We start from the raw sequence: 26481 nt of genomic DNA, 5'->3' as shown, positions 1-26481 counted from the left end.
AGGCTTGCTTTTAGTTTTTTTTTGTCATTGATTAAAATTACTAAGGCGCAGGTATGACAATTAAAAAGGAAAGATTTATGAAAACAAAAACATCTAGATACTCAGAGTTTATAGAAAACCACAACCACACAGATATATATATATTCCCCCGCTATTTAAGTAAATCTAAAACAACTCTTAGAACTTGGACTTTGTTTTCTTCTCCAAAAAAACTTTCGGATTTCTTTGATATTCAAGTCATTATGAATCAACACATAAATACTTTCATTGAAACTTCAGAAGACAATATCATTATTTCTGATCTAGGTTTTATTCATCCAAAAAGACTACTAAATAGTAGCATGATTGGCAGAAGTCATAAAGAATTTTTATATATTGACCATACTGATAAAGATAGTATTTGGATCATTTTCACTGAAAACATGAGCGTTCAGAAAGTGGCCTCAAATTTCACTGAATGGATAAATAATTCTCAAACTGAAAGTAGCTATGTTCAAGAACTACTACAATCTTTAGAAGATTGTACTTCTGGAATAAGAAAAAGAGTTAAGAGAAAACAATTCAGCTAATCACAGCTCTACAACTTCGCTTTTACCCACATTAATTCATTCCTTATTGATTCAGTAATACTCTCCGTAGCATTGGGAAGAACAAAATAAGTATATGTTTCCGTTTCAAAATGCTGACAGTGTTTTTTAGCCAGGTCGAAGAAATCTTTATTCAAATCTTTATTTGTTGATTGAAGCGCTCCATCTCCTTTGAAATGCAGAGGAATATGAAAATGACAACGCCACTCACCTTTGCTTGCATTAGAAAGAGCTTCCGGTAAATCTGCATAACTCTCAATAATACCACTCTCATTTAAAACTCGAGTCTGATGAAGGTATACAGGTTCAGAAAACGGTACAAGCTGGTTCTTATCTTCTTCATCACTGTAATATAAAATTGGTGCGGCTGAAATTTGGATTTTTGAAAGCTGAATACCGCAGTCAATATATTTTTGAATATTCTCAATTGGCGACTCAAACTGCAATGCTGAATGACATGTATCCAGGCACACACCCAAATAAGTCATTTCTTCTTTAGTACACTTATCTTTTAGCAAGTTAAAAAAATCAACTGTCTCGTCGCATGTCTCTAAATAACAATCAGGCTCTGGTTCAAAAGCTAATTCAATTTTTATACCTGTTTCTTCTTTTAAACTCATTAAGTATTGACTGCATTGGCGAATGAACTCTACAGACTGTTCAGGGAGTTCTTTGCCGTAAGTCACAGGAACTGTGCTCATTGAGCCATACTTATCAGGACATAAACTCGTTAAAACTCTAGCTGCTTTACAAGTGTAATCTAAACGTCTTTTATCACCCCAATCAGGATAATAGACTTTCTCTTTTACTGGGCTTTGATGAAAGTTGCCGTAAGGGAAAATATTTAAAGTAAATACATATAAATTATGATTTTTTAAACTCGCCTTTAACACGTCTAACTTACCTGAATCTTGAAGCTCTTCTACTACCTCAGCGCTAAGCCATAAGCCTAAGCCCATTTCTTGATTCTGACTCACAATGTTTTTTACTTTTAAACACTCATTAGTAAGCACTGAAAAAATCTTATCTAGATTATCTAAGGCAAATACATTTAGACAGAAGGAAAGGTGCTGCCCAGGGTTTATTTGCATACGCCTGCGAGTTCTTTTAATTGAATCAATGACTCCTTCACAAGATTTACAGGAAGTTCGTGTATATCAGTCATCTCACCTATGCGTGTAGGCATAGGAATCGTCAGACGTCCCCCTAAGTGCTCTTTAAACTCAGTAAGACCTCTGACTACTGCTAATTCACCCTTTTCATTTTTTTGCTCGAGAGCTGGATGCCAAATTGCGTAGCCCGTTTTTTGGAATGTACCAATAACGTCCAAACTTGTCTTCAGATCCACCATTCCTAAAAGAGATGCAATCAACATATCTAAACAAATACCGATTGCCACAGCTTCTCCATGTGAAATAGCATGATCAGTTAAGGCTTCAAGTTTATGTGCTGACCAATGACCAAAATCTAAGGGGCGTGATGACCCTTTTTCAAAAGGATCACCATTCTGACATATATGATCCATATGTAATTTTGCGGAACGTTTAATCAGATTTTCGATTACTAAAGGATCACCTGATTTAATTCCATCAGAGTTAACTTTTAAATAATCATAAAAATGTTCATCTTTAATCAAAGCAACTTTAAAGGCTTCAGCTATACCAGCTAAGCGATCTTTTTCACTTAAAGAACTGATAAACAAAGAATCATTAATCACTGCAGTTGCTGGAGCGAAAGTACCTAAGAGATTTTTTGAACCCAAGAAGTTTACCGCATTTTTAACTCCAACACCTGAGTCATCTTGAGCTAAAATTGTGGTTGGGATACGAACTTGTCTAACACCTCTATGGAATATAGCAGCGGCAAAACCTACCGCATCCAATACGGCACCTCCGCCAATTATAACGACGTATGAGTGACGGCATATTCCACCTTCAAGCATTGCTGAAATTAAATTTTCTACAATACTAAAATTATTTTTAATTTTTTCGCCCCCTGGAACAACATGAATTGGTAAGCAAGGGTTTATATTTTGAGGGTGCTCTTCGCACCAATGTTGAATGTCTTTTTTCAGTGTGGGAAATGATTTGTAAACATTTTCATCTATGAAAAACATAGCTTTGGCTGCTGTATCGCCAAATACATCTTTTAAGGTTTCATTGTCAGAACTAAAAACATTATGAGTGAAATGGACTTCATAAGTGTAATCAACCTGAAAGCTCTGTTTATACTTCATAGTTAAACTCTTTGATTTTTCTATAAACTTAATTGTATCCCTAAATACTAATTAACCTAAATATATACTTAAAGTAAATCATTTAAAAAACATTATTCCAATAATCACTTAGGAATATATACAATTTGATCATTTATATTGATTTAATATTATACACTCATCATATGTGTGATCAGGACATCCATATAGGATAATTTCGGCAACTTTTTGTTTAATTGCGCCAAGTTATACAGGATTGTACATTAGCTCATTGTTATTTTTTTAGCTAGTTTAACGCATAAAGGCAAGCTCAACATTAAAGCTAGACAAAGGTACCAATATTGCGGTGCAACACAAAGAGCTAAACAAAATTGTAGTGGTATTAGGTTTCTAATAAGTTTACCTATATATGGAGGAATGCTCTTTACAGGTAACATTTTATTTAAATCCTTTACTACCATGTATGTGGTGAATAAAATAAAGAGCCCTGAGATAATACTAAATAGTGCAAAAGAAGTGTAGAAAATCAAATAAATAATTGTGATCGCAACAACTAAGAGAGGGAATTTGCACCAAAAGGGTTTTGGTAAAGCTTTTGTTTCATTATGTGCAATCACACATACACCGTAGATATAAGCTCCTTCACATAAGGCCACTAAAAGAGCTGCGAAGTTGATGTTACTTATAGCTACAGCCCCTAATAGGATGTTCAGTGATCTACAAGCTCCCATTGTCACAAAACCCAAGTGAGGGATTTTTCTACTGGGGCCATCGTATAGATAGATAACTCCAATAAGGAGAATGGTAATCACAAATACACTCTGACTATAGAAATGACTTAAGATAACGGCCAAACTAAAGCAAGAAACTACAGCTACTTTTGCCCATTCAATTGCTATACGTCCTGAAGGTAAAACGCGATGTGAGCGAGCTTGCTTATCTTCTTCGTAGTCCATGATATCATTAAGAATCATGCCTCCACCATACAAAAGTAGTGATATTGACAGAACATATATATAGCTAGTTAGACTTAAGCTAGCTACACTGGACACAGCACACATCCCTAAAAGGATGTCACCTGGTACAGTAAATAGATTTGGGAGTCGCACGAGTTCGGCCCAATTTTTTAAAACATTCTTATTCATAAAGTTTAATTATTTCCTTTTGGGCCAATTTATATCCCATGGCTTAAGATAGTTTTCGTCAAGTGATTTAAGAAAGTTTTCATCCCCAAAACGATAACTTTCATGTCTTGGCGTCTGGATAAAGCTATATTGCTTTGATTTAAAGGTGAAGCGCATTGCATAAGCGTGCAGATAGCACCTATCTTCAGAATTTTTATTTTTCCCTGGATAATAAAGTGGGTCACCACAAATTGGCGAACCAATTGCCTTCAATGCAACACGAAGCTGATGCGTCTTACCAGTTTGAGGCTTCAATAAAAACAACCTCTCACCTACTCCAATTGAACAACTGAAAAATTGACTTACAGCCGGATTTATGCGGCTTTCGCAAAGTTTCCAAGCTCCCCTCCTCGACTTTTCCATATCACCAATAATCCAACCTTGCTTTTTCTTAGGTTTCCGATCACTAATAGCCAAGTAATATTTTTCAATTTCACGTTTAGCGAATAATTCATTTAGAGCTCTGCAAGCATCAATATTTTTCGCGATGAGTAACAAACCACTTGTCACCTTATCTAAACGATGAACGGGATATAAATCCCCATATGTATTTTTTAATAGCTGAAATAGTCCGGCTTCATTTCCTTCACTATGAAAATTATCTCCTGATTTTTTATTTATCAGTAAAAAATCTTGATTCTCTTCAAGAACCTCTGAAAGCTTATTCAACTAACCATCCCATTTCATCCCAAATACGCGGTAAACGTTTTGGGATTTGTTGATATTCACCTGCTTTAACCCAACGCGAGGATGGATCATGAAAATCCGAGCCCCCTGAGACCATAAGTCCAAACTTAGAACAAAGCTGAGAAAGCCGCTGAACAACACCCAAAGCTTGTGGACCACTCGATACTTCCGCACCATCACCACCAGCATCTCGAAACTGACGAAACAAGCCTCTTAATCCAGGTAGTGAGTATCCATACCTACCTGGGTGAGCGAGTACCGCTTTACCGCCGGCTTCATGAATCGCATCAATGGTTTTTTTCATACTTGGCCAAGGGCATTTTACATAAGCAGCACCACCCTTCAATAAATAGCGCCGAAAAGCTTCCGCTTTATCCGCGGCATAGCCCTTATTGACTAAAGCTTCCGCAAAGTGAGTTCTACCTGGAGAGGCTCCATCATCAAAGGAGCCTAATTCTTCTCGAACATCAATATTAAAGTGTTCTAATCTTGATAAAATTTGTTCCAGCCTGAGACGGCGTAAGTTTCGATTATTAGATAAAAAATCTTGTAGGGATGAACTCTTTAGATCTATATCCAAGCCCAATATATGTAATGACTTATCATTAAAGTCACTAGAAACTTCAACACCTGGGATAAATTGAAGATCTAAGTTCTTGGCTTGCTGAGCAGCTTCTTCACAGCCTGCTGTAGTATCGTGATCCGTTAATGACAATAATTTAACTTCTTTTTCATGCATCAAGTTTACTAAATCAACAGGAGACAACTTACCATCAGAAATATTCGAATGGCAATGCAAATCAACTGTTTGTCGTAAATTCAAATTTAAGCAGGCCCTATGATAAAATTACAGTCCGTACCGATGATGTTCTGAAGTTGTGTGAAGTGGTCCATAAATTCGTCATCACTGCGAAGTGCTTTATTTAATCTAGATAAGTCACTTTTTGGTGGATTTGGACAATAAAAAGAAAAAGAAAAAGCTGTTTTAGCAATTTGTTTATTTTCTATATTCATGATCTCATGTTGGCCTAAAAGAAACGAAATCCCATCAATACTTAAGTTTTCTTGATGAGCTACATCATCAAAGTCATCCGCAATTGATTTTAGTAATTCATCCCCCAACCAGTCCAGCAAACCTACATTAGAATGTTTATACAATGCTAATAATTTCCTAAGTTGCTTTTCCTCAACTTCGAAATCCATAAAGGTTTCATTATCATTTTTTATTAAACCATTATAAAAAACAGGAGAATTATTCCCTGAATAGTCATAAGCTTCATTCATTTTCAGAAGGAAGTTCATTAATTTTGCTTCGGGAACCCAATTAGAGTCTTGAGCAAAAATATAGAGTGCACAATCTTCATATTCCATCATTACATTCCTGAGTTAATATTTAACATTCGCTCATAAGCATCAAACTTATAGAAGTCAGGCCTACGAATATAATCTTCTATTAAATCGAAACGATCGGATCCCCAAAAGTTCATTCCGTCATTAATACGAAAGGTCGGCACACCAAAAACTTTTAAGTCGAGTGCTCGAGCCGTTGCTTGCTTAAGGACTTTCCTCCCATGATTTTTCTTGATAAATTCATAGATATCTAGCCATTCATTTTTCATCAGACCCAAATCTTTTAAAACGGTCTCTATGCCTTCGTCAGTGCTAATATCTTTTGATTCACTCCAACAGGCACGATTAAGTGCAATTGCCACTTCATATCTTTCTTTTATATCTTCAATACAGGATATAAAACGCAATGCTGACAATGTATTGAAAGGGTGTGCAGGTGGTCCTAAAAGTTTTACTCCCTGCCTTTGAGCTTGCATACAACAATCTCTAAGAGCCTCACCACGCTTAACTTCTATACCTGCGGGCCCAGGATTACCAGTCACTTGTAAGATTGAACCTAAAGCTACAGGGCTTAAAATTATTTCATTTCCATTCTTTAAACTTGATTGATCAAGGAGCTCTAGAGCCAAGAATGAATAGGGAGAAATAATATCATAAAAAACTTCGATTTTACTCATTAAATAATTCCTAAATTAATTAAGGCTGAAGATTTCAGTCATGCTTAAAAAGTCAAGCTTAAAGATATTTAATCCTAGAGACAATTTAGTGGCTTATGTAAATCAGAAGAAATCATAAGGTATAGCTAAGGTTTTTTAGTTTTTTTACTTAATTAATAAACTTTTCAATAATTCTCACTCAGTAATTGATAGATATAGTATTAGTTTAATAGAAATGCATTATTGAGGATGAAATATATGTGCAAGGATTTTTCAAAATTTGTCTTTACCATAAGTATGGGAGCCCATAAATGAGCCAGCAAGTAAACGAAAATGAATTTTCTCAAGAAATTGATTTACTTCAGTATGCGAAAGTCTTACTCCACTATTGGTGGATAATAGGTCCCATGTCTTTAATTGGCGCAGGTCTTATGATGGCCTACTCCATGACCCTCCCCAAAAAATACCGTGCTGAATGCCGTTTCGAAATTTTTGAAAACCAAGTCGTTCAAATCTCTGATAGAATCAAAGATGATTATTGGGTTGAAGACCCCATGGAAAAGCACATGCTCATGCTGCGGAGTTCTAAACTTAATACCCCTATTCAGGTATCTGTATTAGAAAAATTCCCAAAATTAAAGCAAATAAACTTAACCTCATTTAGTTTAAACTTAAATCCTGTTAAGGGCGCACAGTATGACATCATAGATATTTCTGTAGACTCATACGATAAAGAAGCTTCCTTGGAGTACTTAAAACAACTCATTCCTGCTTATGAAAAACTAAGGATTAGCAGTAATAGTGGTGAAGTCGAAGCTACTAAAAAAAGGCTTCAAAATGAGGTATCCTTATTGGACAAACAAATTGATGAAGTTGAAAAAGAAATCATTGACTTTAAAACTCGCAATAATTTTGTCTTTGTGTCAACAAAATCAGAATTTGATCAAAAATATATTGCCGAATTACTAGAAAAGGCAAACAAAAATCAATTTGCACTAGATATTTTAAAACCAGAACTCGCGAGATTAGATAAAAACCCCGAATTAGCCAATGAAGTATTTGATCAATTAATTGAAATAGTTACTGAAACTAACAATCGTTTTTCTATGAGCCAATCTGGGCTTGAACAAGATATTCAGCAATGGAAATCAAGACAACTTTCTAAATTCAGAATTGAAGCTCAATTGAAAATAATGCTGAAAAAATATAAATTATCGCATCCAAAGGTTGTATCATTTACAGATGAATTAGAAATAGTTGAAGTAGAACAAGAAGTTTATCGAAAAAACATTTTGAGTTCTCTTAAAGGAAAAATAAAAACTTTGGAAGCTCAAAATAAAAATTATTTATTAAGAGCTGACCAAATCGAAGATACTTTTGGACAAAATGCAGGAGTCATCTCCCAACTTGAAGCATTTGTTAATAAACAACAACGTTTAAGTGATTTAAGAGCTAGCCTACATGAATCCCTAGTCTCACTCTCTGGTAGTGGTGGTGACAAATACTTTACACGTATGCTTCGTGAACCCTTCATGTATGGTGGTCCTGTTTGGCCCCAACAATCTAAATACATCACCAAAGGTTTCCTAGTCTGTTTTTGTATATCTTCGGCTTTAATCCTTCTCAATTTCTTTCTTAAAGTTAAGCGTTATAACTTCTCACGAATTTCTCGAGAAAACAAACTTCCATGTCTAGCGACTATCCCTCACTTCCCTGCTAAACAAAGCAAGAAAAACCCCTTTTTCCTCAACGAGATTTCGAAAAGTTCCGTATTAGCTGAGTCGTATAGAAGCCTGCGACTTTTCATGGAAAAAAACATGCATGGAAAAATTGTCCTCTTTACTTCATTCGGCCCTAGTGAGGGAAAAACATCCACTTCTTTAAACACGGCCCTATGTTGTTCCTGGACTGATAAAAAAGTTTTACTTATTGATGGTGATTTTCGTCGCGTTACTCTACGAAAAGTTTTTACTAATGCAAAAACAGTAGGCTTAATGGATTACCTCAAAAAAGAGAATTCAAATATAGATGAGTACATATCCAAGAAAGCCGTGGGCAACTTAGATTATTTACCCGCGGGAACGTCGGATGAATACATAACTGAACTAATAGATGGTAAAAAAATCCAAGAACTCTTTAGTAAACTAAGGAGTATCTATGACTTAATAATTATTGACTCTGCGCCAGCAGTTAGGGTAATAGACACCGTCCACCTTGCAGAAATTGCTGACTCTACTGTAATCGTTGTACGCGCAGGAAAAACCCTCGCACCCAATGTATCTGCAACCGTTAAACGTTTACCAAAAGAAAAACTACTGGGCTTCGTCATCAATGGCTTCAAGAGCAAAGATATTAAATTTACAGGTGGCGACCAATCCTCACATGGTTACGGATATGGCTACACCTACAATTATAAAGATTACAACAAAGAATACTGATACATGAATGACATAATTAGTATGATTATCATAGGTGTAGTACAAGGCCTAACCGAGTTCCTACCCGTCTCGAGTTCTGGTCACTTAGTTATTTTTGGTGATATTTTAAATGTAGGAAATGATGGTATTGCCCTAGAGGTTTTTGTCCACTTTGGAACCTTAGTCGCTGTTTGCACCTGCTTTTATAAAGACATTTTAAAACTCATCAAGCAGCTCCCGAATATCCCAAGGCACATAGCCAATAAACTACCGAAGAATACAGATGAGGAGCAATACTGTTCATTAAATATCTTTATCTTAATCTCAATGCTTCCTGCTATGATTATTGGTCTATTCTTTAAAGATTACCTAGAGCAATATTACCACAATCTTTACCTGGTTTTTACTTGTTTGATCTTAACTGGCTTCATTCTTTTATCATTAAAGTGGTCTAAGAAAAGACAGAAAAAAGAATTCATGTCTACGAAAGACAGTTTTATAATCGGTCTTGCTCAAGCCTTTGCTATCTTACCTGGCATATCTCGTTCTGGAAGTACCATTGCACTTGCTGAGGCTCTTGGGATTAAATCAGAACTTGCAGCTAAATTTTCTTTTTTAATGTCTATACCAGTAATTGCTGGGATCACTATCTTAGAGGTAAAGGACCTGCTTAACGAAGCAATTTCACGTACAGAAATAGTTCATTACCTAATCGCAATGAGTAGCGCCGCTATATCGGGTTTTTTTGCCATCAAATTTCTAATGGCCCTAATTCGTAAACAGCGCTTGGAATACTTTGCATATTACTGTTTTGCCGTAGCTATTATTGGACTCTTATTGAATCTATAAATATGATTATTCTATCTATTATAATTCTTTCTTGTCTTATTATCCACCTTAGCGGAGGGGGTCTAATGATCGAGAGTTTATTTTTAACATCAATAATACTAAATTCTGGCGCCGTTTATCAAGCTTATCTAAATCATAAAAAACAGCGCCTATGTAATATCCCTATTGTGGCAACCACTATTTTATTATTGCTGTCTATAAGCTTTTTTTTTATCCCCTTATTTAATGAAAACCAAAATAACGCTAGTTACTATTATACCGCGCAAAATTTATTGCTCGAAGGAAGCCAATTAGGTTTTTTCAATCAACCTAATTTTTCATTTACTAACACTTTAAATCTAATCAAATCTCTTTCTATCCTAATCTTAATTTTAAATATCCTTCCTCTTGTCTATTTATGTGCATGCCTTAAACATCAACATAAAATATATTTAGCTTATGCAATAGCTATCATGGGAGTCTGTAACGTATTAGCTTTTATCTATCAAGTAAATATTCGTGATACCGCTGGAAATATTTGGTGGGTCTGGGATACTCAAACAGGAAAGAGCTCTGGCTCTTTTGTAAATCCAAATCACTTTGGCGCTTATTGCGCAGCTTTATTAGGTTTTCCCGTTTGTCAGTTTTTTGATCGCTTACAAAAACAAGATTATAGAAAACTCATAACTCCCCTTATCATGAGTTTTTTCCTGATGTTAGGAATCATGCTTTCCGCTTCCATGGGAGCATACCTTTTGGGCTTGATCTCTTTATTTCTTTCATATTTATTTAACTATAGAAAAAATAGTTCTAACCCATTAAAAACTTTTTTTATTATATTCATTATCCTAAGCTTTTCGACTCTCACTCCCTTTCAGCTTGAAGGAGAACTCAATGAAAGAGGTTTAAATGATAATGTTCGAAAAGAGCTTTTTGCTACAGTTCCAAGTGTGATAAAAAACTTTCCTCTCGGTGTTGGGCCTGGTGCTTATGGTGATATCTCGCCTTCATATACTGGCGCAATTAGTAGTACAAGTTTTTTTCATCATAGCGAAAACACTTATTTTAATATAATACAAGAGTTCGGGCTACTGTTTTTTGTTCTACTACTCATTCTGAATGGCTTTTATTTTAATAAAGTTATAGACAATATTAGAAAAAAGAAAATTAGTTCAAACCTCGCGGCTTTTTCTAGTGTTGCTTTAGTTGTTTTTATTTGTCATGCAAGCTATGACTATGGCTTTCATATTCCAATCTACGCCTTTCATATAGCTATCTTTTATGGATTAATGCTCACTAAAGGTAAAAGCTACAAGAAAGATTACCACTCAAAACAACACTTACTTCTAAGTAGCATTATTCTTTTTACTCCCCTCATACTAATAAGTACAACTTGCCTTATATGGAGCAACTTCAATTCTGAACTGACGGTTAAGAAAAAATTCCACAACAGCTCTAAATTAAATCTTGATCAACTTAGTCAAAATATAAGTTATGCGCCATCAGTCTGGCATCAATGGTATTTCCTAGGCTTACGCACACTACAAAGTGATCCAGAGGACTATTTACGAATGGATTTTGCCGAGAAATGTTTTCAAAAAGCCTCTCACTATGCCCCCATCAATAAAGATAGTTGGTATATGTTATTCATGCTTAGAGATCAATTAGGTTTAGATAAAAGTGCTCAAGAAGCTTACTTATTCTACTTTAAATTATTAAATCACGGAGAACGAAAACAGCACCAATCAGAAGCTATGGGTGTTCTGCAATTAAACTATGAGCAGTATGAAAAAATCAAACACCTAGAACACGCACCCATTGATTTTGAAATAGAAAATTTCAGAAAGATCTAAATTTATAATTTAGGATCTACCAAGATCTTTTCAGTCTGCAACGCAGAGTCACTCAAGCGTAGAAGAAGTCTCTCAGCGGCTTTAATTCCTATTTGTTTTGACTGAATATCAATCGACTCTGGCATCGGGTATAAACCCTCTAGATATGGTCTTTCTTGGTTGCAAGAAATTATTTGATACTCACTGGGATCCTCTCCCTTCTGCCTTAGTTCCCTATGAAAAATTGCCGTAACAGAATCTGATGGTAAAAATATTGCTCTTGCCCTATCTTTATTAGACAAAAAACGATCTATCATTTTCTTAAACTTAGAACGATCCACATCCTGCTCAGCAGATTCAGGCGCATCAGAAAGATCTTTATCCAAATACATATCTACCTTACCCCCAGATTTCTCAAAGAATTTAATGAATTCTTGCCCTCGGATATTAAATTCAGGGTGATTAGGAGATGGGTCAAAAAAAGCACAGTGTTTAACACCTTGTTTTAAAAAGTTTTCTGAAGCTAATCCTGCAACTTTTTTGTTGTTTGGCATGATTTGATCATAAGACATTTCAATTTCGTTACTCAAACAATAAACATAAACGATAGGCATGTCGGCAAAATATTCTTTAAATGAATCTTTTGGAAATTCACCCGTAACAATCATTCCATCTATACTTCGTCTATCTAATATATCCGGGATTTTCTTCTGATCTTGAACTGGTACGAGAACAGTAGAAATATCATTAGCTGAGAGGTGACTTCTTATTCCATGTAAAGTTTTTCCGATTACTGGATTATTGGCAAAGCTTTCTTCCATTCCCAACAATACTAATGCAATTTGTCCTGTATGAATCCCCGTGTGAGCACGACTTCTACGCCCTCTTTTACGTAGTGATGGAACTGCTGTATAACCTAATTCTTTTATAACTTTTTGAACTTTTTCTGATGTTTTCGCTAAGACTCGTGGATGATTATTAATCACTCGCGAAACTGTCATAGCAGAAACTCCCGCCACCTTTGCTACGTCCTGTAAACTCACTCTTTGATTCATAAAATTATTCCAATTCTTTATTAATTAACATAATTAATAAAGTGAAAATACATTTACAATCTCTTTTAATAACATAGTTAACATATATAATTTAACATGATTTCTACCATTTTGCTATTGATTTACTTTCAAACAGGTATTATGATGATATATAACCATACAAAAATAAGGAAAAATGAACATGAAGACTTACTTCCCAAACATTGAGAAAATCCAATTCGAAGGGCTTAAAAGCCACAATCCTCTTGCATTCCGTTACTATGATGAAAACAGAATTGTTGCTGGCAAAACTATGAAAGAACATTTACGCTTTGCCGTCTGTTACTGGCACACTTTTTGTGGTACGGGTGCAGATCCCTTCGGACCTGGTCCACAACAACTACCATGGTTAGATGCTTCTAACCCTATGGAACAAGCTTACCAAAAAATGGATGCTGCTTTTGAATTTTTCACCAAGTTAGGTGTTCCTTATTATTGTTTCCACGATCGCGACATGGCGCCAGAAGGCAATACTGTAGAAGAATCCGAAGCTAACCTTTGGGATTTAGTTAAAAAAGCCAAAGACAAACAGGATGAAACAGGAGTTAAACTTCTTTGGGGTACAGCTAACCTATTCTCTAATCCACGTTATATGAATGGCGGAGCAACTAACCCGAACTTTGATGTTGTTTGTCATGGTGCTGCACAAGTAAAAGCAGCTATAGATGCAACTAAGTTTCTCGGTGGTGAAAACTACGTTTTCTGGGGTGGTCGTGAAGGTTATGACTCACTTCTCAACACAAATATGAAGCGTGAGAAAGCTCACTTCGCTGAATTCCTCCGTCAATGTGTGAACTACGCTAAAGAAACAGGCTTCACAGGACAATTCCTCATTGAACCTAAGCCAATGGAACCAACGAAGCATCAATACGATGTGGATTCAGCTACCGTTATCGGCTTCTTACGTGAACACGGTTTACAAGATCACTTTAAAATTAACCACGAACCAAACCATGGTACACTAGCTGGACATGACCCTGCTCACGATATCCAAGTAGCTTCTGATGCTGGCATGCTCGGTTCTATTGATGCTAACCGTGGCGATCACCAAAATGGCTGGGACACTGACCAGTTCCCAACAAACCTCGATGGTGCTGTTGATATTATGAGAATTGTTCTCGCACAAGGTGGTCTAGCTCCTGGTGGATTGAATTTTGATGCTAAAACTCGTCGTAATTCAACTGACTTAGAAGATATTTTCTACGGTCACATTGGTGCTATGGATGCTTTTGCTCGTGCATTAGTTATTGCTGATGAAATGAACGCAGGTGATATCCCAAAAATGAAAACAGCTCGTTACACGTCATTTGACTCAGGTAAAGGTGCTGATTTTGAAGCGGGTAAATTAAGCTTAACTGATCTTCGCAATTTAGCTGCTGAAAAAGGTGAGCCTAAACAAATCTCCGGTCAGCAAGAACTATACGAAAATATCTATAATATCCACCTCGGTTAACAGATGATTAGTCTCGGCCTCGATTTAAGTACACAAAGTCTTTCTGCAGTGCTCATTGATAGTACTGCTGGAGAGATCATTCATGAGCATGCTATTAATTTTGCTGAAAGTTTCCCTGAGTTTGAAACCGAAAACGGTTTCATCAGGGGGCCTAAACAAGAATTTTATTCTTACCCACAGCTCTATTTAAAAGCTATTGATAAAATGATGCATGATTTACAAGAGTTTAATCCAAGAATTGAATCTATCTCAATTTCTGGTCATCAACATGCCTCAGTTTATCTAAATGCTTCACTACCCAAAATCTTGGCTGAGCTAAATCAATCTGATCAATTAAGCGAAGCTCTTACGCCTGCTTTTAGTCGTCCTATCGTCCCTATCTGGATGGACAATTCAACTACTGAAGAATGCCTAGAAATGGACAAGAATCTAAATGGCTCAGTCACTGAGCTGTCAGGTTCTTTATATTGTGAACGCTTCACTGCTGCACAAATACGCAAGTTCTACAAGAATTCGCCCGAAGCTTACACTGAAACTCAATACATTCACTTAATAAGTTCTTTTTGTGCATCCGTTTTCGCAGGAAAAAATGTTTCCATCGATAGTTCTGATGGGGCTGGCATGAATTTAATGAACTTAGCCACAAGTCAATGGGATGACAATCTATTAGAAGCATGTGCACCAAATTTAAAAGCAAAACTCCCAAATATTGAGCCCGCTTCAACTGTTGCTGCTAAAGCCTCTAACTACTTTGTAGAAAAATATTCTTTGAATCCTAACTGTGATATTTGTCTCTCTTCAGGCGATAACCCCAACAGCTTAATCGGTTGTGGTGCCACTGACCCCGGAACTGTTGTCATTAGCATGGGAACTTCGGATACATTTTTCGGCGCTATAGGCAATGAACCTATCGACACGAAGGGCATTGGCCATATTTTTGGCAACCCTGCAGGTGGCTTCATGAGCCTTATTTGTTTCAGAAATGGTTCTCTCAGTCGCGAAGCAGCCCTTAAATCAACTGGTTTAAATTGGCAAGAAGGCGAGAAATTAATTTCTGAAAACACTCCCTTTAAAGAAAGTAATTATCTTCCCTTTATCGTAGATGAAATGTACCCTTCATGTGCTGCTCAAATAAACGAAGAAAGCCTAAGTTCTTTTTTACCAACTAAAGCTTTAGTTGGTCTGATTGAAAGCCAAATACTCAACCTTCGTTTTTTTGCTGCGAAACACGCAAAAAACATAAACACTATTCGTTTAACTGGTGGGGCCTCACAGAATACGGCCATCGCTCAGATGATTGCCGATGTATTCCAAGCAAAGGTAGAACGCATTGAAATCAGTAATTCAGCAGCTCTTGGTTCTGCCATGCGCGCCGCTAATGCTTCAGGACAAGAGTCGTGGGATTCTTTGAATAAGAATTTTACAGCCGCAAAAAGTCAACTACTACCAAACTCGAGTAATGCATCAATTTACGAAGATAAGTTGAAAGCTTATGCCCATTTACTTCAAACTATTTAATTAATCTTACTCAGCAATGTCATCAACATTTTTCAATGATTGATGACATTGTATTTTCCTTTGGCCTCTTGAAAATCAATTAATTTTGATGCAAAATAATTATTATAGATAATTTCAAATGGCCATATCAAATGGATTACAAATTTTATTGTCACGTATGTGGCCTAAAGCTTTCAATAAATGAGCACCTCCGCGGTGCAGAAATCACTTGCCCAAAATGCAAATGTGATTTCCACGCTCCCGCACCAGACTATGCTAGCGGAACTTTCATTGGGGACTTTAAAATCGACGCTCTTATTGGCTCGGGAAGTTCTGCTGAGGTTTATTCATCAAAACACGAACTCATGAACCGCATTAGTGCGATAAAAATCATTAGACACGATCGCCTTAACCATGAAGAACATCAACGTTTTCGTCGTGAAATAGAACTCCTTTCTAGTTACCGCCACCCCAATTTTATTCACGTTTTCTATGCAGGAAAATTTAATGAGGACTACTATTTAGCGATGGATCGAATCAATGGTAAAACCTGCAAGAATCTCATTCAAGTTGGTGGCCCCTTAGAAGTTTCGGAAGCATTAACTTACGCACTGCAAATTGCTGAAGCTATGCAATATGCTTGGTCACAAAACTTGCTAATCCATCGCGACATAAAACCCTCCAACATCCTGGTCGATCAAAGTGAAAAGCAGGCGTATTTAACCGACTTAGGCATTGCTAAATGCTTAGAAGAGCCAAGTGACATAACTCAAAAAGACATGATCTTGGGTTCGCCTCACTTTATGAGTCCTGAACAAGCTGCAGGTAAAGAACTTGATCATAGGTGTGATATTTATGCCTTAGGTGCTACACTCTACCATTGTCTTTGTGGCTCTCCACCTTATGACGACTACAAGGCAATGGAAGTTTTAGTCAAAAAACTTGAAGAAGACGCTATTCCAATTGGACAGATCCAGCCAGGTTTGCCGTCAAGTGTTAGAAAAGCGGTGCACAAGCTCATGGCCTACGATATTGATGAGCGCCCTCAAACTTGGTCTGAAGTGATAAAAACACTACAATCCACCCTAAGTACTGTAGAGAATTTAAATATCCGACCAAGCTTTAATAAAAAGTTCACGAAAACGGCTACGATGAGAATTGATACTTTTTCATCACTTTAAACTTAAGTACGATTTTATGTTCCTCTCAATGGTGATAAATTCAGCGCCAATTAGAAAAAGGAACTCCCTTCATGAAAACTGCCCTCTTATCGCTTCTTGTCCTCCTACTCGCCTCATGCGGTAGTATGTATAAATCATCGGTAGCATCAAACTCAAATGATGTTATTTTTAGTGAAACCTTTGATCATAAAAACCTCGAAGATTATAAAGATAGTTTTTTTGTACTATCTGGAAATTATGTATTAGACGCACTAGGTGGTAGAAACGCTCTCACAAGTCGTTTTAATAACAATCGCGAAAACGCTTTATTATTTGGCCCAGAGAAACTCAGTAATTATAGTTTAGAAACTAGTTTCTTTTACAAATCAACTGCAAATAATACTGTTGCTGCAGGACTTGGTGGCGGTGGTATCGCCGGTTTTAAAATCCATCTCTACCCAACTGGTGATCAAATGGGCAAACTTCGTCTCATCTATAATGGCGTAATCTATGATGAAGTTGAAATGAAAATGCTTCCTGACACATGGTATAAAATTCGTCTTGATTTAAAAACTGTTGGAACGACTTCTACTCTCCAGTGTGTTGCCTATGAAGAAGGTAAGCATCCAAAAAGCTGGATGATTAGTGGCGATTTTCAAAACCTTGATTTAAAAGGACAAGTCAGTGTTTTGACTTACCCTGTACGCAGCATCCCTGTGTATATTGATGATATCATAATCAGAAAAAATGACTAAAGCTTATTTCTTAAACAAAGGAAAACTTTTTTACTCTGATAAAATCAGAGAAATACATAGCTGTAAAGATGTTAATCAAATCGAGCCATTTATAAATAAAGCTGAAGAATCAGTACAGAATGGCTTTCACACCCTAGGCTTTTTATCATATGAAGCTTCTTTAGCTTTTGATGAAAAACATAAAATTATCGAAAATAAACAGCTCCCTTTAGCTATGGCTTTGGTTTTTGATTCTATTCAAGAATTAGAAGAAAGCCCTTCCCCTAAACAAACACTCAATAAAGTTTCTGTATCGCCTTTAATTGATAAAGAGGAATACTGTGATGCTATCGAAAGAGCTCTTGATTACATCAAAAATGGCGACATCTACCAAGTCAACTATACTTTTCGCTGTGAGCTCGGATTAAATAACTCGCCAGAAGATTTTTTTCTTCACTTAATTAAGAATCACCCCGTACCCTATGCCGCTTATATCGAAACAGATGAATACCAAGTTATTTCACTTTCGCCGGAACTCTTTTTAAGTCGTCGTGACAATACTTTGACCACCAAGCCCATGAAAGGAACTTCGAAACGTGCGGGACGTTGGGATCAAGATGAGCAAAGACGAAAGGATTTAAGTGTTTGCCCCAAGGGCCGTGCAGAAAACATTATGATTGTTGACCTTATGCGCAATGACTTGTCAAGAATTTGCAACAAAGTCACCAGTAAAGATTTATTTACCGTTACTCGTTATCCTTCTTTACATCAAATGACTGGTACTGTACAAGGTGAACTCAAGGCCGACTTATCTCTCCACAATATTTTAGATGCGACCTATCCTCCAGGCTCAATTACCGGCGCACCAAAAATCCGTGCCATGGAAATTATTGAAGAATTAGAAAGTTCTCCTCGCGGAGTTTACACAGGCTCTATTTTCCACCTCAATCCCAATGGTGATTTTGACTTCAATGTTTGTATCCGCACAATTGAGTGCCACAAAGAACAAACACTTCTTGGTATCGGTAGTGGCATTGTTGCAGACTCTGGATCTGGGCCCGAATGGGACGAGTGTTTACTCAAAAGCTCATTTTTAAACTTCCCCCCACCTCCTTCTGAAGTTTTCACTAGTTTCCTCTGGTCTCGCACAGAAGGCTTTAATCATTTAGACAAGCATCTAAATCGTATCGATCAAAGCTGTCAATGGCTCCTACGTCCATTTGATGCACAAGCCTGCCGTGAAAGTTTATCCAAACTAAAACAACGCCTAGAAGAAGAAAAATTTGATTATGCTAAAGTGCGTATCTCGATTGATTTTGATGGTCAATATACAATCAATCACCAAGACTTAGCCAATCCCTTTTGGAAAGACCTAAAGGTTGCTATTTACACAGAAAGCCACATCAATTCTAAAGACCCCTACACTTACCATAAAACTGATCGACGCGATATTTATAACAAAGCTTTTGACTACGCCAAACAGAACAATTTAGATGAAGTCATCATCCTCAATGAACAAGGACATGTCTGCGAAGGCTCAATTAGTGCCATTATGATCATTGATAAAGATGGGCATAAAGTTGTTCCACGCCTAAAATCTGGCATTCTCCCAAGTATTTCGAGACAAGTTTTAATAGAAAACGAAGATATTATACAAAGAACCATAACTATCGAAGATCTACAAAATGCTCAATCTGTTGCTCTGGGTAATTCAGTTCGCAATTGGGGTACGGTTAAAACAATTCAGTAGTCGCTTTACATACAATTTCAAAATACACTTTATTTATCAGCAAGGAAGAATATGCAATTATACCAACGTCCAGAAATTCTTTTAGAAATACCTGAAAGCATTGAATTCCTTAGCGATATATTTTATAAAAATCACTCCACAAATATTCGTCAAAGTCTTCATTTGATGAAGCCAAAAGAACAAAATAAAAAACTTCCCTTAATCATCTACATTCATGGGGGTGCATGGAATCATGGCGACAAGGACCTGCAGGTTCCTCATCTAATTCCTTACGTCGAGTCAGGTGAGTACATAACTGTAGCACTAAATTATCGTTTTAGTCAGCATGCTCCATGGCCTGCTCAAATTGAGGACTGCACAGCTGCACTTAATCACCTTATCGAAAACGCCGATCTCTATGGGGTTGATAGCGATCGAATTGCAGTATGGGGATCTTCATCTGGAGCTCATTTGAGTCTTCATATGGTAAATGATTCACGCATACAAGCCACTGTGGCTTACTGTGCCCCATCGCACTTTCACCCGCTCTTAGATATACTGGAGGCCGAAGAGCACAGCCTTAAAAGTCACACCTTGCCGGATTCTCCAGTTATCCACCTCATTGGCTGCGATCCCGTGGAAGAGCCCTATAAATTACTTGATGCAAGCCCTTATGAACACCTAAGTGAAGAGGCCTGCCCTCTGCTACTCGCTCATGGGACAGAAGATGAAGCAGTCCCTTATGAACAATCCTTGGCTATAAAAGAAAAAAGTACCATACTAGGAGTTCCATGCCATCTCATCACAATGGATGGGCATGGACATAAATTTATTCATCCTAAGTTAGATAGCGAAGTCAAAAACTTCTTTGATTACCACTTATTAAAGCGTGGTAATCCACCAAAAGATTTGAGTATAAGTTAAAGATCCATTCCCGATACTTTAACCATAACAAAGTATTCTGCATCTTTAAGAATATCTGTGCCATCACTAGGAAAGATTTTATCATAGGCACTTGGTGGAATCTTAAAGCTCCCGCCTTCGGAAGTCACACATTCTAAGTATTGATTATTAAGCACATTCGCACGGCCATGCATCGTTTTTATTTGAAACTTAGGATCTTCAGGGTTTGTGCAACGCCCCTTTTCATCTTCCTCTTCTAGTTTACAAAAAACCACGCATAATTTGCGACCTTCTAAATAGTTTAATTCAACTGACATAATAAAAATCCTTATTTTTCTTGAAAGCTAACACCTCCAAGAGTTCTTTCCGCTCAAAAAGGTGTATATTTGCGAAATTTCACTAAGGAAAAGTAAAAATGAAGACCTCGGCCGTCACCATAAATCAAACGCCACTCGACTGGGAAGGAAACCTAAACCGAATCATATCCGCCATAAAGCAATCATCTGAAAGCGATTTTGTTTTGTTTCCCGAAATGGCTCTCACGGCATATGGCTGCGAAGATGTCTTTTTGAGCCCACACTTAAGAGAACGTAGCCTGCAAATCCTCGATGAATTGCTTCCCCACACCAAAGAGCAAATTGTTGCCATTGGTTTACCCCTCGAAATAAAAGGCAAACTTTACAATAGCGTTGCGGTCCTCGCAAATGAAAAAATCATTGGCTTTTACTGTAAAAAACACCTAGCTAATGATGGACTCCATTATGAAAAACGTTGGTTCGAACCATGGCCCGATCGCCATGTCGAGAAAGTTTATATAAATGGCGCCTCAATCCCTGTTGGCGACTGTATCTTCCAATTTAATAACTTGCGTTTTGGCTTTGAAATTTGTCAGGATGCCTGGGAAGAAACACGTTTCGATTCACACTTAAGTGAATTACAACTGGATATCATTTTTAATCCTAGCGCTTCTCATTTTGCCTTAGGAAAACAAAAGCTCCGAAAGCAATTAATAATTGACGGTGCAAAAAACTTTGATTGTCATTATTTTTATGCCAATCTCAATGGCAATGAAGCTGGCCGAGTCATTTACGATGGTGCCGTTTTTTATGCTCAGGCCAATGAACTAAACTATGAATCTAGCCGTCTGCATCTAGAAGAATTCCGTCTGCATCAATTTGATACTCAAATAGAAATTAAAGAGAAGTACACACAATCGCCCTGTATTGTTCACTTTTCACATAACTTTAAAAGATCCGATAATTCTCTCCCTCTTATTCAAACACCAGTAAAAACTGACTTAAATGCCCATGAAGAGTTTTTATTAGCAGAAACTTTAGGTTTATATGATTACATGCGTAAAAGCTGGAGCAAAGGCTTTATCCTCTCCCTCTCTGGTGGCGTCGACTCTGCTACATGCGCAGCTTTAGTTTATCATATGTGTGAACGCCTTATTAAAGAATTAGGTATTGATCAAACAAAATCATCCTTATTCTACATCCCTGGAATAGATGCTGTTAACTCGGCTAAAAGCCTCTGTAATCTATTATTGACATGCGTGTATCAAGCATCAAAAAATAGTGGTCCAGTAACTGAAAAAGCTGCCGCAGAGTTAGCTACGAGCATTGGCGCTAATTACCACTTCTTTAATATTGAACCCGTTTTGGATATATATCGTCAACTTAATGAAAGGGCTATGGATCGTAAGCTTTCTTGGGAAAGTGATGACCTAGCAATGCAAAACATTCAAGCCCGAGGTCGTGCACCTGGTGTTTGGATGATGGCCAACCTAAAAGGCGCCCTACTTTTAACTACCTCTAATCGCTCTGAAGCCGCCGTAGGTTACGCAACAATGGATGGCGATACTTGTGGTGGACTTTCCCCCTTGGCAGGTATTGGTAAAGTCTTTCTACGTGAGTTCCTTAAAGATATAGAAAAGAATCAACTCTGTGAACTGAGTCCTATAGCTCAACTTTCTTATGTCAATGCACAAGAACCAACGGCAGAACTGCGTCCCCCTGGTGAAGAACAAAAAGACGAAGAAGATTTAATGCCCTACGAAATTCTGGATCAAATACAAAAATTGGCTATTCGCGACCGCATGAGCCCAAAAGAGATTTTTGACGAACTCTGTAAAAACAATGACTCACAACAGTCTTTTGCTTTCCTTAAACGATTTTTTAGCTTATGGAGTCGCAATCAATGGAAGCGTGAACGCTATGCTCCTGCTTTTCACTTAGACGATGAAAGTTTAGATCCAAAAACCTGGTGTCGCTTCCCCATTTTATCTGGCGGTTTCAAGCTTGAACTACAAGAAATCGAAGAATGTCTGAACTGAGAACTCAATTTCTTTGTAAACGTTACAAGAAAGCATCCTTTACACACCATTTGCCGATTTTATTATATTTTTAGCCATTTTTTTCATATATAAACTTCTCATAGATGATTAGTGTTAATCATATTTTAAAATAAAATTTATTAGGGATGATTTATATGAAATACATACTGCTTATTCTTTTTTGCTCAGTATTATCAGCAGCCGAACCCATGTGGATTTGGAAACAAGGAAAAATACAAACTGAAAAAGCCGAGTTTCAAAGAATTATCAACTTAGCTAATAAACCAAAAAAAGCCTCTATAGTCATAACTTGTGACAATGGATTTATCTTATACCTCAACGACAAGAAACTTGCTAGCTCAAAAACCTGGCAGCAAGCGCAAACAGTAAACTTGACGCAACACCTGAAGAAAGGTAAAAATAAGTTCTTTATCCAGGCCGATAATGAAGGCAATATGGCGGGTTTAGTCTTTAGCCTCGAAATTGATGGTAAACAATATTCTTCTGACAAAAACTGGCAGGCACGTGCGCCAAAAGGTCAATGGTTAGCTGCTAACGAAGTCGCTAAATATGGCAAAGGTCCTTGGGGTAAAGTTCTTGATAAAGAAAAACCTAAAGCTGTCACTTCTACACCTAACATTATTTCTGTGACTACACTTCCTGGCTTTAAAGCTGAGAAAATTTATGATGTAGATGCTAAAACACAAGGTTCTTGGGTTGGTCTCTGCTCTGATGATAAAGGGCGACTCATTGCTTGTGATCAATATGGTGGAATCTTTCGAATCACTTTAAGTTCTGGAAAAGCTCAAGTCGAGAAACTCAATGTAAAAGTCAGTCATGCACATGGTGTACTTTATGCTTTTGGTAGCCTTTATGTTATCAATAATGAAAAAGACCCTAAGGGCCTTTACCGTCTGACGGATACAAATGGTGATGATCAATACGATAAAGAAGAATTTTTGATCCAATTCAAAACACGTGGTGAGCACGGAATCCATAGTGCGGTACTTTCACCCGATAAAAAATCCATCTACCTCATTGGTGGTAACAATACTGATCAACCTGATTATATAAATAAATACCGCATGGCAAAAAACTGGAGCGAAGATCATATCCTTCCTCGTATGGCTGATGGCCGTGGCCACAATCGTGGACGCCTAGCTCCAGGTGGACTTATCTTAAAAGTTTCACCTGACGGTAAAGACCGTGAACTCATTGCACATGGCTTCCGCAATCAATTTGATGCCGGTTTTACTCTTGAAGGTGAGCTATTCACCTATGATGCTGACATGGAATATGATATTGGCTCACCTTGGTATCGTCCATGCCGCGTCAATCACGTTGTATCAGGAGCAGACTACGGCTGGCGCCATGGTTCAGGTAAATGGCCTGAATACTACACCGACACGGTCCCAACAACAATTGATATTGGTCCAGGTAGTCCCACGGGCACTGTAATGGGCACTGGCGCAAAATTTCCCGAAAAATACCAACGTGCTTATTTTATCAATGACTGGACTTACGGAACTATGTACGCCATTCACCTTAATCAAGAAGGTGCGAGTTACACCGCTACAAAAGAACAATTCATCTCAGGAAAACCTCTCCCTCTTACAGATGTGATCATTCACAGCGATGGCAACATGTACTTTGCAGTAGGCGGACGCCTTACCGCATCAGCACTTTATAAAGTGACTTATACAGGTAAAGAGTCAACAAAAGCTGTAAAGCCTTTAAACTTAACTAAAGAAATTTTGTTGCGCAGACAACTCGAAGAACTGCACACCCTACCCGCTTCAAAAGCTATTGCTGACAAGGCTTGGCCCCACCTCTCTAATTCAGACCGCTTCATTCGTCACGCTGCTCGTGTCGCTATCGAGAGGCAAAATACTGCGGATTGGAAAAATAAATTTGAATCAGAAAGTAATTCTTGGGCAATCATCGAAGGTGCTTGTGCACTAGCTCGCATGGGCGAACAAAGCGATCAATCACTCATTCTGAAAAAGCTCAACCAAATCAATTATACTTCTTTAAAAGAAGATCAAAAACTCGCCGCAATTCGCTCTTATCAACTCGCATTCACTCGCTTAGGAAAGCCTAGCACCACTGATGCTCAACTTGTTATAAAAAACCTTAATCCTCATTACCCCTCAAAAAGCAATTTTGAGAATCGTGAACTCGTGCAAGTTCTTCTTTACCTCGATGCGCCGAATATTATTCCTCGCGCTGTTCGCGAAATGGTGAGTGCTACTGAAGAACAAAAGAAGATTCTTTCTGATGAAATTTTACAACGTAACGACCGTTATGCAGCCGCCGCAAAAAGAACCGAGCAGTTCCGCCCCAATACACAGCAGGTTTCTTTAGCTTTTTCACTTCGCTCAATAAAGAATGGCTGGACTGATGCGGACTACGCAACGTACTTCTCTTGGTTCCCAAAAGCTAAAACCTGGCAAGGGGGGAACAGTTTTGCACCATTTATTGAGAATACTCGCAAAGAGGCTCTCGCCAATATTGCGGACCCCGCAAAAAGATCAAAGTATGATAAAATCTCTAGTAAATCACTTGTTAAGCCTCGTGCTATCACACCACCTAAAGGCCCTGGCCAAGTCTGGACAGTTGAAACCGCCGTTGCTGCAGTCAAAGATAATCTTAAGGGACGTAATTTTAAGACTGGTGAAAATCTCTATCATGCAGTTGCCTGTGCGAGCTGTCACCGCTTTGCGGGTGAAGGCAGTGGTATTGGTCCTGACCTCACAGGTTCCTCCAGCCGCTACACACTTAAAGATATGATGGAAAACATAATCGAGCCCTCTAAGGTCATTTCTGATCAATATGGAAGTAAAGTCTTCAAAATGAAAGACGGTTCAGAACTTGTCGGACGTAAAGGTACAGAGGAAGATGGTTTACTTCACTTGATGACTAACCCCTACTCGGCTGAATACACAGCAGAAATCAAAGTCGCAGATATTAAGAGTGAAAAAGAATGGCACGTATCACCAATGCCACCAGCACTCATCTACTCACTCAACCCAGAAGAACTTAGTGACCTCATTGCCTACATATTCTCTGCAGGTAACCCTGAGCACGACTACTTCAAAGGTTCTGCTAGCTTAGAAGGTGCAACTAAGCTCTTTAATGGTAAAGATCTGTCTGGCTGGAAAGGTGATTCAAAACTCTGGAAAGTCGAAGATGGTGTCATCTATGGTAGCACTCATGGCAACAAGCTCAAAGCCAACTCTTTCCTCGTGTGGGAAGGTGGAGATGTTGAAGATTTTCACCTTAGCTTCGAAGGTCGCTTTGAAGGCAACAATTCAGGCATGATGTACCGTGCTTTCTGGAAAGACGAAAGCATTTTCCGTCTCAGTGGTTACCAATGTGATATGCACCCTAAACCTGAATTTTTAGCTATGCTTTATGGTGAGGGGCTCGGCAAGCGCGGTATCATTGCTAAGCGTGGACAAAAAGTTGAGATCGATGCTAATCAAAAAGTGAAAGTAACTGGAAATACTACTGCACCAGAAAAAATTGACGTAACTCAGTGGCAAACCTACGAAGTCATCTGCAAAGGTAACCGCATGATTCACAAAATTAATGGTAAAGTAACGGTTGATATCACCGATAATCACCCTGAACGTTTAGCTAAGGGTATGATTGGCATGCAGCTTCACGCCGGTGTACCCATGAAAGCCTGGTTCAAAAATATTCAACTTAAGAAGTTTTAACTAAGTAAATTTTGAGAACACTATTTGTTAGCTTTTAGCAAATAGTGTTTTTTTATGGAAGCAACAAAACTTTAATAATTTTGTTGAGTAGATATTTT

21 protein-coding genes are annotated in these 26481 nt (G+C 37.7%); 12 read left to right on the top strand and 9 right to left on the bottom strand.

Annotated elements, in window-relative coordinates:
- Window positions 1-77: 77 nt before the first annotated feature.
- Complete coding sequence (locus PQO01_RS15150) at window positions 78-569, top strand: hypothetical protein (protein ID WP_274314928.1); 492 nt, start codon at window positions 78-80, stop codon at window positions 567-569.
- Between the two features lie 8 nt (window positions 570-577).
- Here the strand turns inward: PQO01_RS15150 and eboE are convergent, their stop codons facing one another.
- The 7 genes from eboE to PQO01_RS15115 all read right to left on the bottom strand — a co-directional run bounded on the left by eboE (window position 578) and on the right by PQO01_RS15115 (window position 6700).
- Window positions 578-1678, bottom strand: coding sequence for a metabolite traffic protein EboE (eboE, locus tag PQO01_RS15145; RefSeq protein WP_274314927.1), 1101 nt, complete (start codon window positions 1676-1678; stop codon window positions 578-580).
- Window positions 1669-2823, bottom strand: a complete 1155-nt coding sequence (locus tag PQO01_RS15140; protein WP_274314926.1) for a 3-dehydroquinate synthase — start codon at window positions 2821-2823, stop codon at window positions 1669-1671. The genes eboE and PQO01_RS15140 overlap by 10 nt, the downstream gene beginning before the upstream one ends.
- Before the next feature lie 242 nt (window positions 2824-3065).
- The gene (locus tag PQO01_RS15135; protein ID WP_274314925.1) at window positions 3066-3947 is read right to left on the bottom strand and encodes a UbiA family prenyltransferase; all 882 of its coding nucleotides are present in this window, start codon (window positions 3945-3947) and stop codon (window positions 3066-3068) included.
- 9 nt (window positions 3948-3956) lie between these two features.
- Window positions 3957-4655: a TIGR01621 family pseudouridine synthase gene (locus PQO01_RS15130; protein ID WP_274314924.1), complete on the bottom strand. Its 699-nt coding sequence runs from the start codon at window positions 4653-4655 to the stop codon at window positions 3957-3959.
- A complete protein-coding gene (locus PQO01_RS15125) occupies window positions 4648-5496 on the bottom strand; it encodes a PHP domain-containing protein (RefSeq protein ID WP_274314923.1) in 849 nt (282 codons plus the stop codon). Before PQO01_RS15125 ends, PQO01_RS15130 begins: the two co-directional genes overlap by 8 nt.
- 2 nt (window positions 5497-5498) lie before the next feature.
- Complete coding sequence (locus PQO01_RS15120; RefSeq protein WP_274314922.1) at window positions 5499-6047, bottom strand: hypothetical protein; 549 nt, start codon at window positions 6045-6047, stop codon at window positions 5499-5501.
- Complete coding sequence (locus PQO01_RS15115; protein WP_274314921.1) at window positions 6047-6700, bottom strand: 2-hydroxychromene-2-carboxylate isomerase; 654 nt, start codon at window positions 6698-6700, stop codon at window positions 6047-6049. Before PQO01_RS15115 ends, PQO01_RS15120 begins: the two co-directional genes overlap by 1 nt.
- Window positions 6701-6990: 290 nt before the next feature.
- On the opposite strand from PQO01_RS15115, the gene PQO01_RS15110 reads away from it, so the two are divergent.
- The 3 genes from PQO01_RS15110 to PQO01_RS15100 all read left to right on the top strand — a co-directional run bounded on the left by PQO01_RS15110 (window position 6991) and on the right by PQO01_RS15100 (window position 11777).
- Window positions 6991-9117, top strand: a complete 2127-nt coding sequence (locus PQO01_RS15110) for a polysaccharide biosynthesis tyrosine autokinase (RefSeq protein WP_274314920.1) — start codon at window positions 6991-6993, stop codon at window positions 9115-9117.
- A gap of 3 nt (window positions 9118-9120) precedes the next feature.
- Complete coding sequence (locus PQO01_RS15105) at window positions 9121-9945, top strand: undecaprenyl-diphosphate phosphatase (RefSeq protein ID WP_274314919.1); 825 nt, start codon at window positions 9121-9123, stop codon at window positions 9943-9945.
- Between the two features lie 65 nt (window positions 9946-10010).
- Window positions 10011-11777: an O-antigen ligase family protein gene (locus PQO01_RS15100; RefSeq protein ID WP_274314918.1), complete on the top strand. Its 1767-nt coding sequence runs from the start codon at window positions 10011-10013 to the stop codon at window positions 11775-11777.
- Between the two features lie 2 nt (window positions 11778-11779).
- On the opposite strand, the gene PQO01_RS15095 is transcribed toward PQO01_RS15100, so the two are convergent.
- Window positions 11780-12811 (bottom strand): LacI family DNA-binding transcriptional regulator, encoded by a 1032-nt coding sequence (locus PQO01_RS15095; RefSeq protein WP_274314917.1) that lies wholly within the window; start codon window positions 12809-12811, stop codon window positions 11780-11782.
- A 181-nt stretch (window positions 12812-12992) separates the two neighbouring features.
- Between PQO01_RS15095 and xylA the strand changes: the two genes are divergently transcribed.
- From xylA to PQO01_RS15065, 6 genes are all read left to right on the top strand, one after another.
- Window positions 12993-14303 (top strand): xylose isomerase, encoded by a 1311-nt coding sequence (xylA, locus tag PQO01_RS15090; protein WP_274314916.1) that lies wholly within the window; start codon window positions 12993-12995, stop codon window positions 14301-14303.
- Window positions 14304-14306: 3 nt separating this feature from the next.
- Entirely contained in the window at window positions 14307-15821 is a 1515-nt protein-coding gene (locus PQO01_RS15085; RefSeq protein ID WP_274314915.1) for a xylulokinase, read from the top strand.
- 131 nt (window positions 15822-15952) lie between these two features.
- Window positions 15953-16981, top strand: coding sequence for a serine/threonine protein kinase (locus PQO01_RS15080; protein WP_274314914.1), 1029 nt, complete (start codon window positions 15953-15955; stop codon window positions 16979-16981).
- A gap of 71 nt (window positions 16982-17052) precedes the next feature.
- Window positions 17053-17715, top strand: a complete 663-nt coding sequence (locus tag PQO01_RS15075; protein WP_274314913.1) for a hypothetical protein — start codon at window positions 17053-17055, stop codon at window positions 17713-17715.
- Window positions 17708-19444, top strand: coding sequence for an aminodeoxychorismate synthase component I (gene pabB / locus PQO01_RS15070; protein ID WP_274314912.1), 1737 nt, complete (start codon window positions 17708-17710; stop codon window positions 19442-19444). Before PQO01_RS15075 ends, pabB begins: the two co-directional genes overlap by 8 nt.
- Before the next feature lie 51 nt (window positions 19445-19495).
- Complete coding sequence (locus PQO01_RS15065) at window positions 19496-20347, top strand: alpha/beta hydrolase (protein ID WP_274314911.1); 852 nt, start codon at window positions 19496-19498, stop codon at window positions 20345-20347.
- On the opposite strand, the gene PQO01_RS15060 is transcribed toward PQO01_RS15065, so the two are convergent.
- The gene (locus PQO01_RS15060) at window positions 20344-20643 is read right to left on the bottom strand and encodes a hypothetical protein (protein ID WP_274314910.1); all 300 of its coding nucleotides are present in this window, start codon (window positions 20641-20643) and stop codon (window positions 20344-20346) included. The genes PQO01_RS15065 and PQO01_RS15060 overlap by 4 nt on opposite strands.
- A 98-nt stretch (window positions 20644-20741) precedes the next feature.
- On the opposite strand from PQO01_RS15060, the gene nadE reads away from it, so the two are divergent.
- Window positions 20742-22661 carry an NAD(+) synthase gene (gene nadE, locus PQO01_RS15055; RefSeq protein ID WP_274314909.1) on the top strand — a complete coding sequence of 640 codons (1920 nt, stop codon included), beginning with the start codon at window positions 20742-20744 and terminating at the stop codon, window positions 22659-22661.
- Between the two features lie 155 nt (window positions 22662-22816).
- Window positions 22817-26383 carry a 3-keto-alpha-glucoside-1,2-lyase-like domain-containing protein gene (locus PQO01_RS15050; RefSeq protein ID WP_274314908.1) on the top strand — a complete coding sequence of 1189 codons (3567 nt, stop codon included), beginning with the start codon at window positions 22817-22819 and terminating at the stop codon, window positions 26381-26383.
- The last annotated feature ends 98 nt before the right edge of the window (window positions 26384-26481 follow it).

The sequence above is a fragment of the Lentisphaera marina genome, assembly GCF_028745505.1.
In the GTDB taxonomy this organism is placed as follows: Bacteria; Verrucomicrobiota; Lentisphaeria; order Lentisphaerales; family Lentisphaeraceae; genus Lentisphaera; species Lentisphaera marina.
Note: the sequence above shows the minus strand (reverse complement) of the source record. Positions and strands in the feature narration are given on the sequence as shown.

Bases quoted from the DNA above. Each gene is read 5' to 3' on its own strand.
- PQO01_RS15060 (WP_274314910.1), bottom strand. From the start codon at position 20,643: ATGTCAGTTGAATTAAACTATTTAGAAGGTCGCAAATTATGCGTGGTT.
- pabB (WP_274314912.1), top strand. From the start codon at position 17,708: ATGACTAAAGCTTATTTCTTAAACAAAGGAAAACTTTTTTACTCTGAT.
- PQO01_RS15075 (WP_274314913.1), top strand. From the start codon at position 17,053: ATGAAAACTGCCCTCTTATCGCTTCTTGTCCTCCTACTCGCCTCATGC.
- PQO01_RS15110 (WP_274314920.1), top strand. From the start codon at position 6,991: ATGAGCCAGCAAGTAAACGAAAATGAATTTTCTCAAGAAATTGATTTA.
- PQO01_RS15135 (WP_274314925.1), bottom strand. From the start codon at position 3,947: ATGAATAAGAATGTTTTAAAAAATTGGGCCGAACTCGTGCGACTCCCA.
- PQO01_RS15105 (WP_274314919.1), top strand. From the start codon at position 9,121: ATGAATGACATAATTAGTATGATTATCATAGGTGTAGTACAAGGCCTA.
- PQO01_RS15050 (WP_274314908.1), top strand. From the start codon at position 22,817: ATGAAATACATACTGCTTATTCTTTTTTGCTCAGTATTATCAGCAGCC.
- xylA (WP_274314916.1), top strand. From the start codon at position 12,993: ATGAAGACTTACTTCCCAAACATTGAGAAAATCCAATTCGAAGGGCTT.
- PQO01_RS15115 (WP_274314921.1), bottom strand. From the start codon at position 6,700: ATGAGTAAAATCGAAGTTTTTTATGATATTATTTCTCCCTATTCATTC.
- nadE (WP_274314909.1), top strand. From the start codon at position 20,742: ATGAAGACCTCGGCCGTCACCATAAATCAAACGCCACTCGACTGGGAA.
- PQO01_RS15140 (WP_274314926.1), bottom strand. From the start codon at position 2,823: ATGAAGTATAAACAGAGCTTTCAGGTTGATTACACTTATGAAGTCCAT.
- PQO01_RS15085 (WP_274314915.1), top strand. From the start codon at position 14,307: ATGATTAGTCTCGGCCTCGATTTAAGTACACAAAGTCTTTCTGCAGTG.
- eboE (WP_274314927.1), bottom strand. From the start codon at position 1,678: ATGCAAATAAACCCTGGGCAGCACCTTTCCTTCTGTCTAAATGTATTT.
- PQO01_RS15080 (WP_274314914.1), top strand. From the start codon at position 15,953: ATGGATTACAAATTTTATTGTCACGTATGTGGCCTAAAGCTTTCAATA.
- PQO01_RS15095 (WP_274314917.1), bottom strand. From the start codon at position 12,811: ATGAATCAAAGAGTGAGTTTACAGGACGTAGCAAAGGTGGCGGGAGTT.
- PQO01_RS15150 (WP_274314928.1), top strand. From the start codon at position 78: ATGAAAACAAAAACATCTAGATACTCAGAGTTTATAGAAAACCACAAC.
- PQO01_RS15065 (WP_274314911.1), top strand. From the start codon at position 19,496: ATGCAATTATACCAACGTCCAGAAATTCTTTTAGAAATACCTGAAAGC.
- PQO01_RS15120 (WP_274314922.1), bottom strand. From the start codon at position 6,047: ATGATGGAATATGAAGATTGTGCACTCTATATTTTTGCTCAAGACTCT.
- PQO01_RS15100 (WP_274314918.1), top strand. From the start codon at position 10,011: ATGATCGAGAGTTTATTTTTAACATCAATAATACTAAATTCTGGCGCC.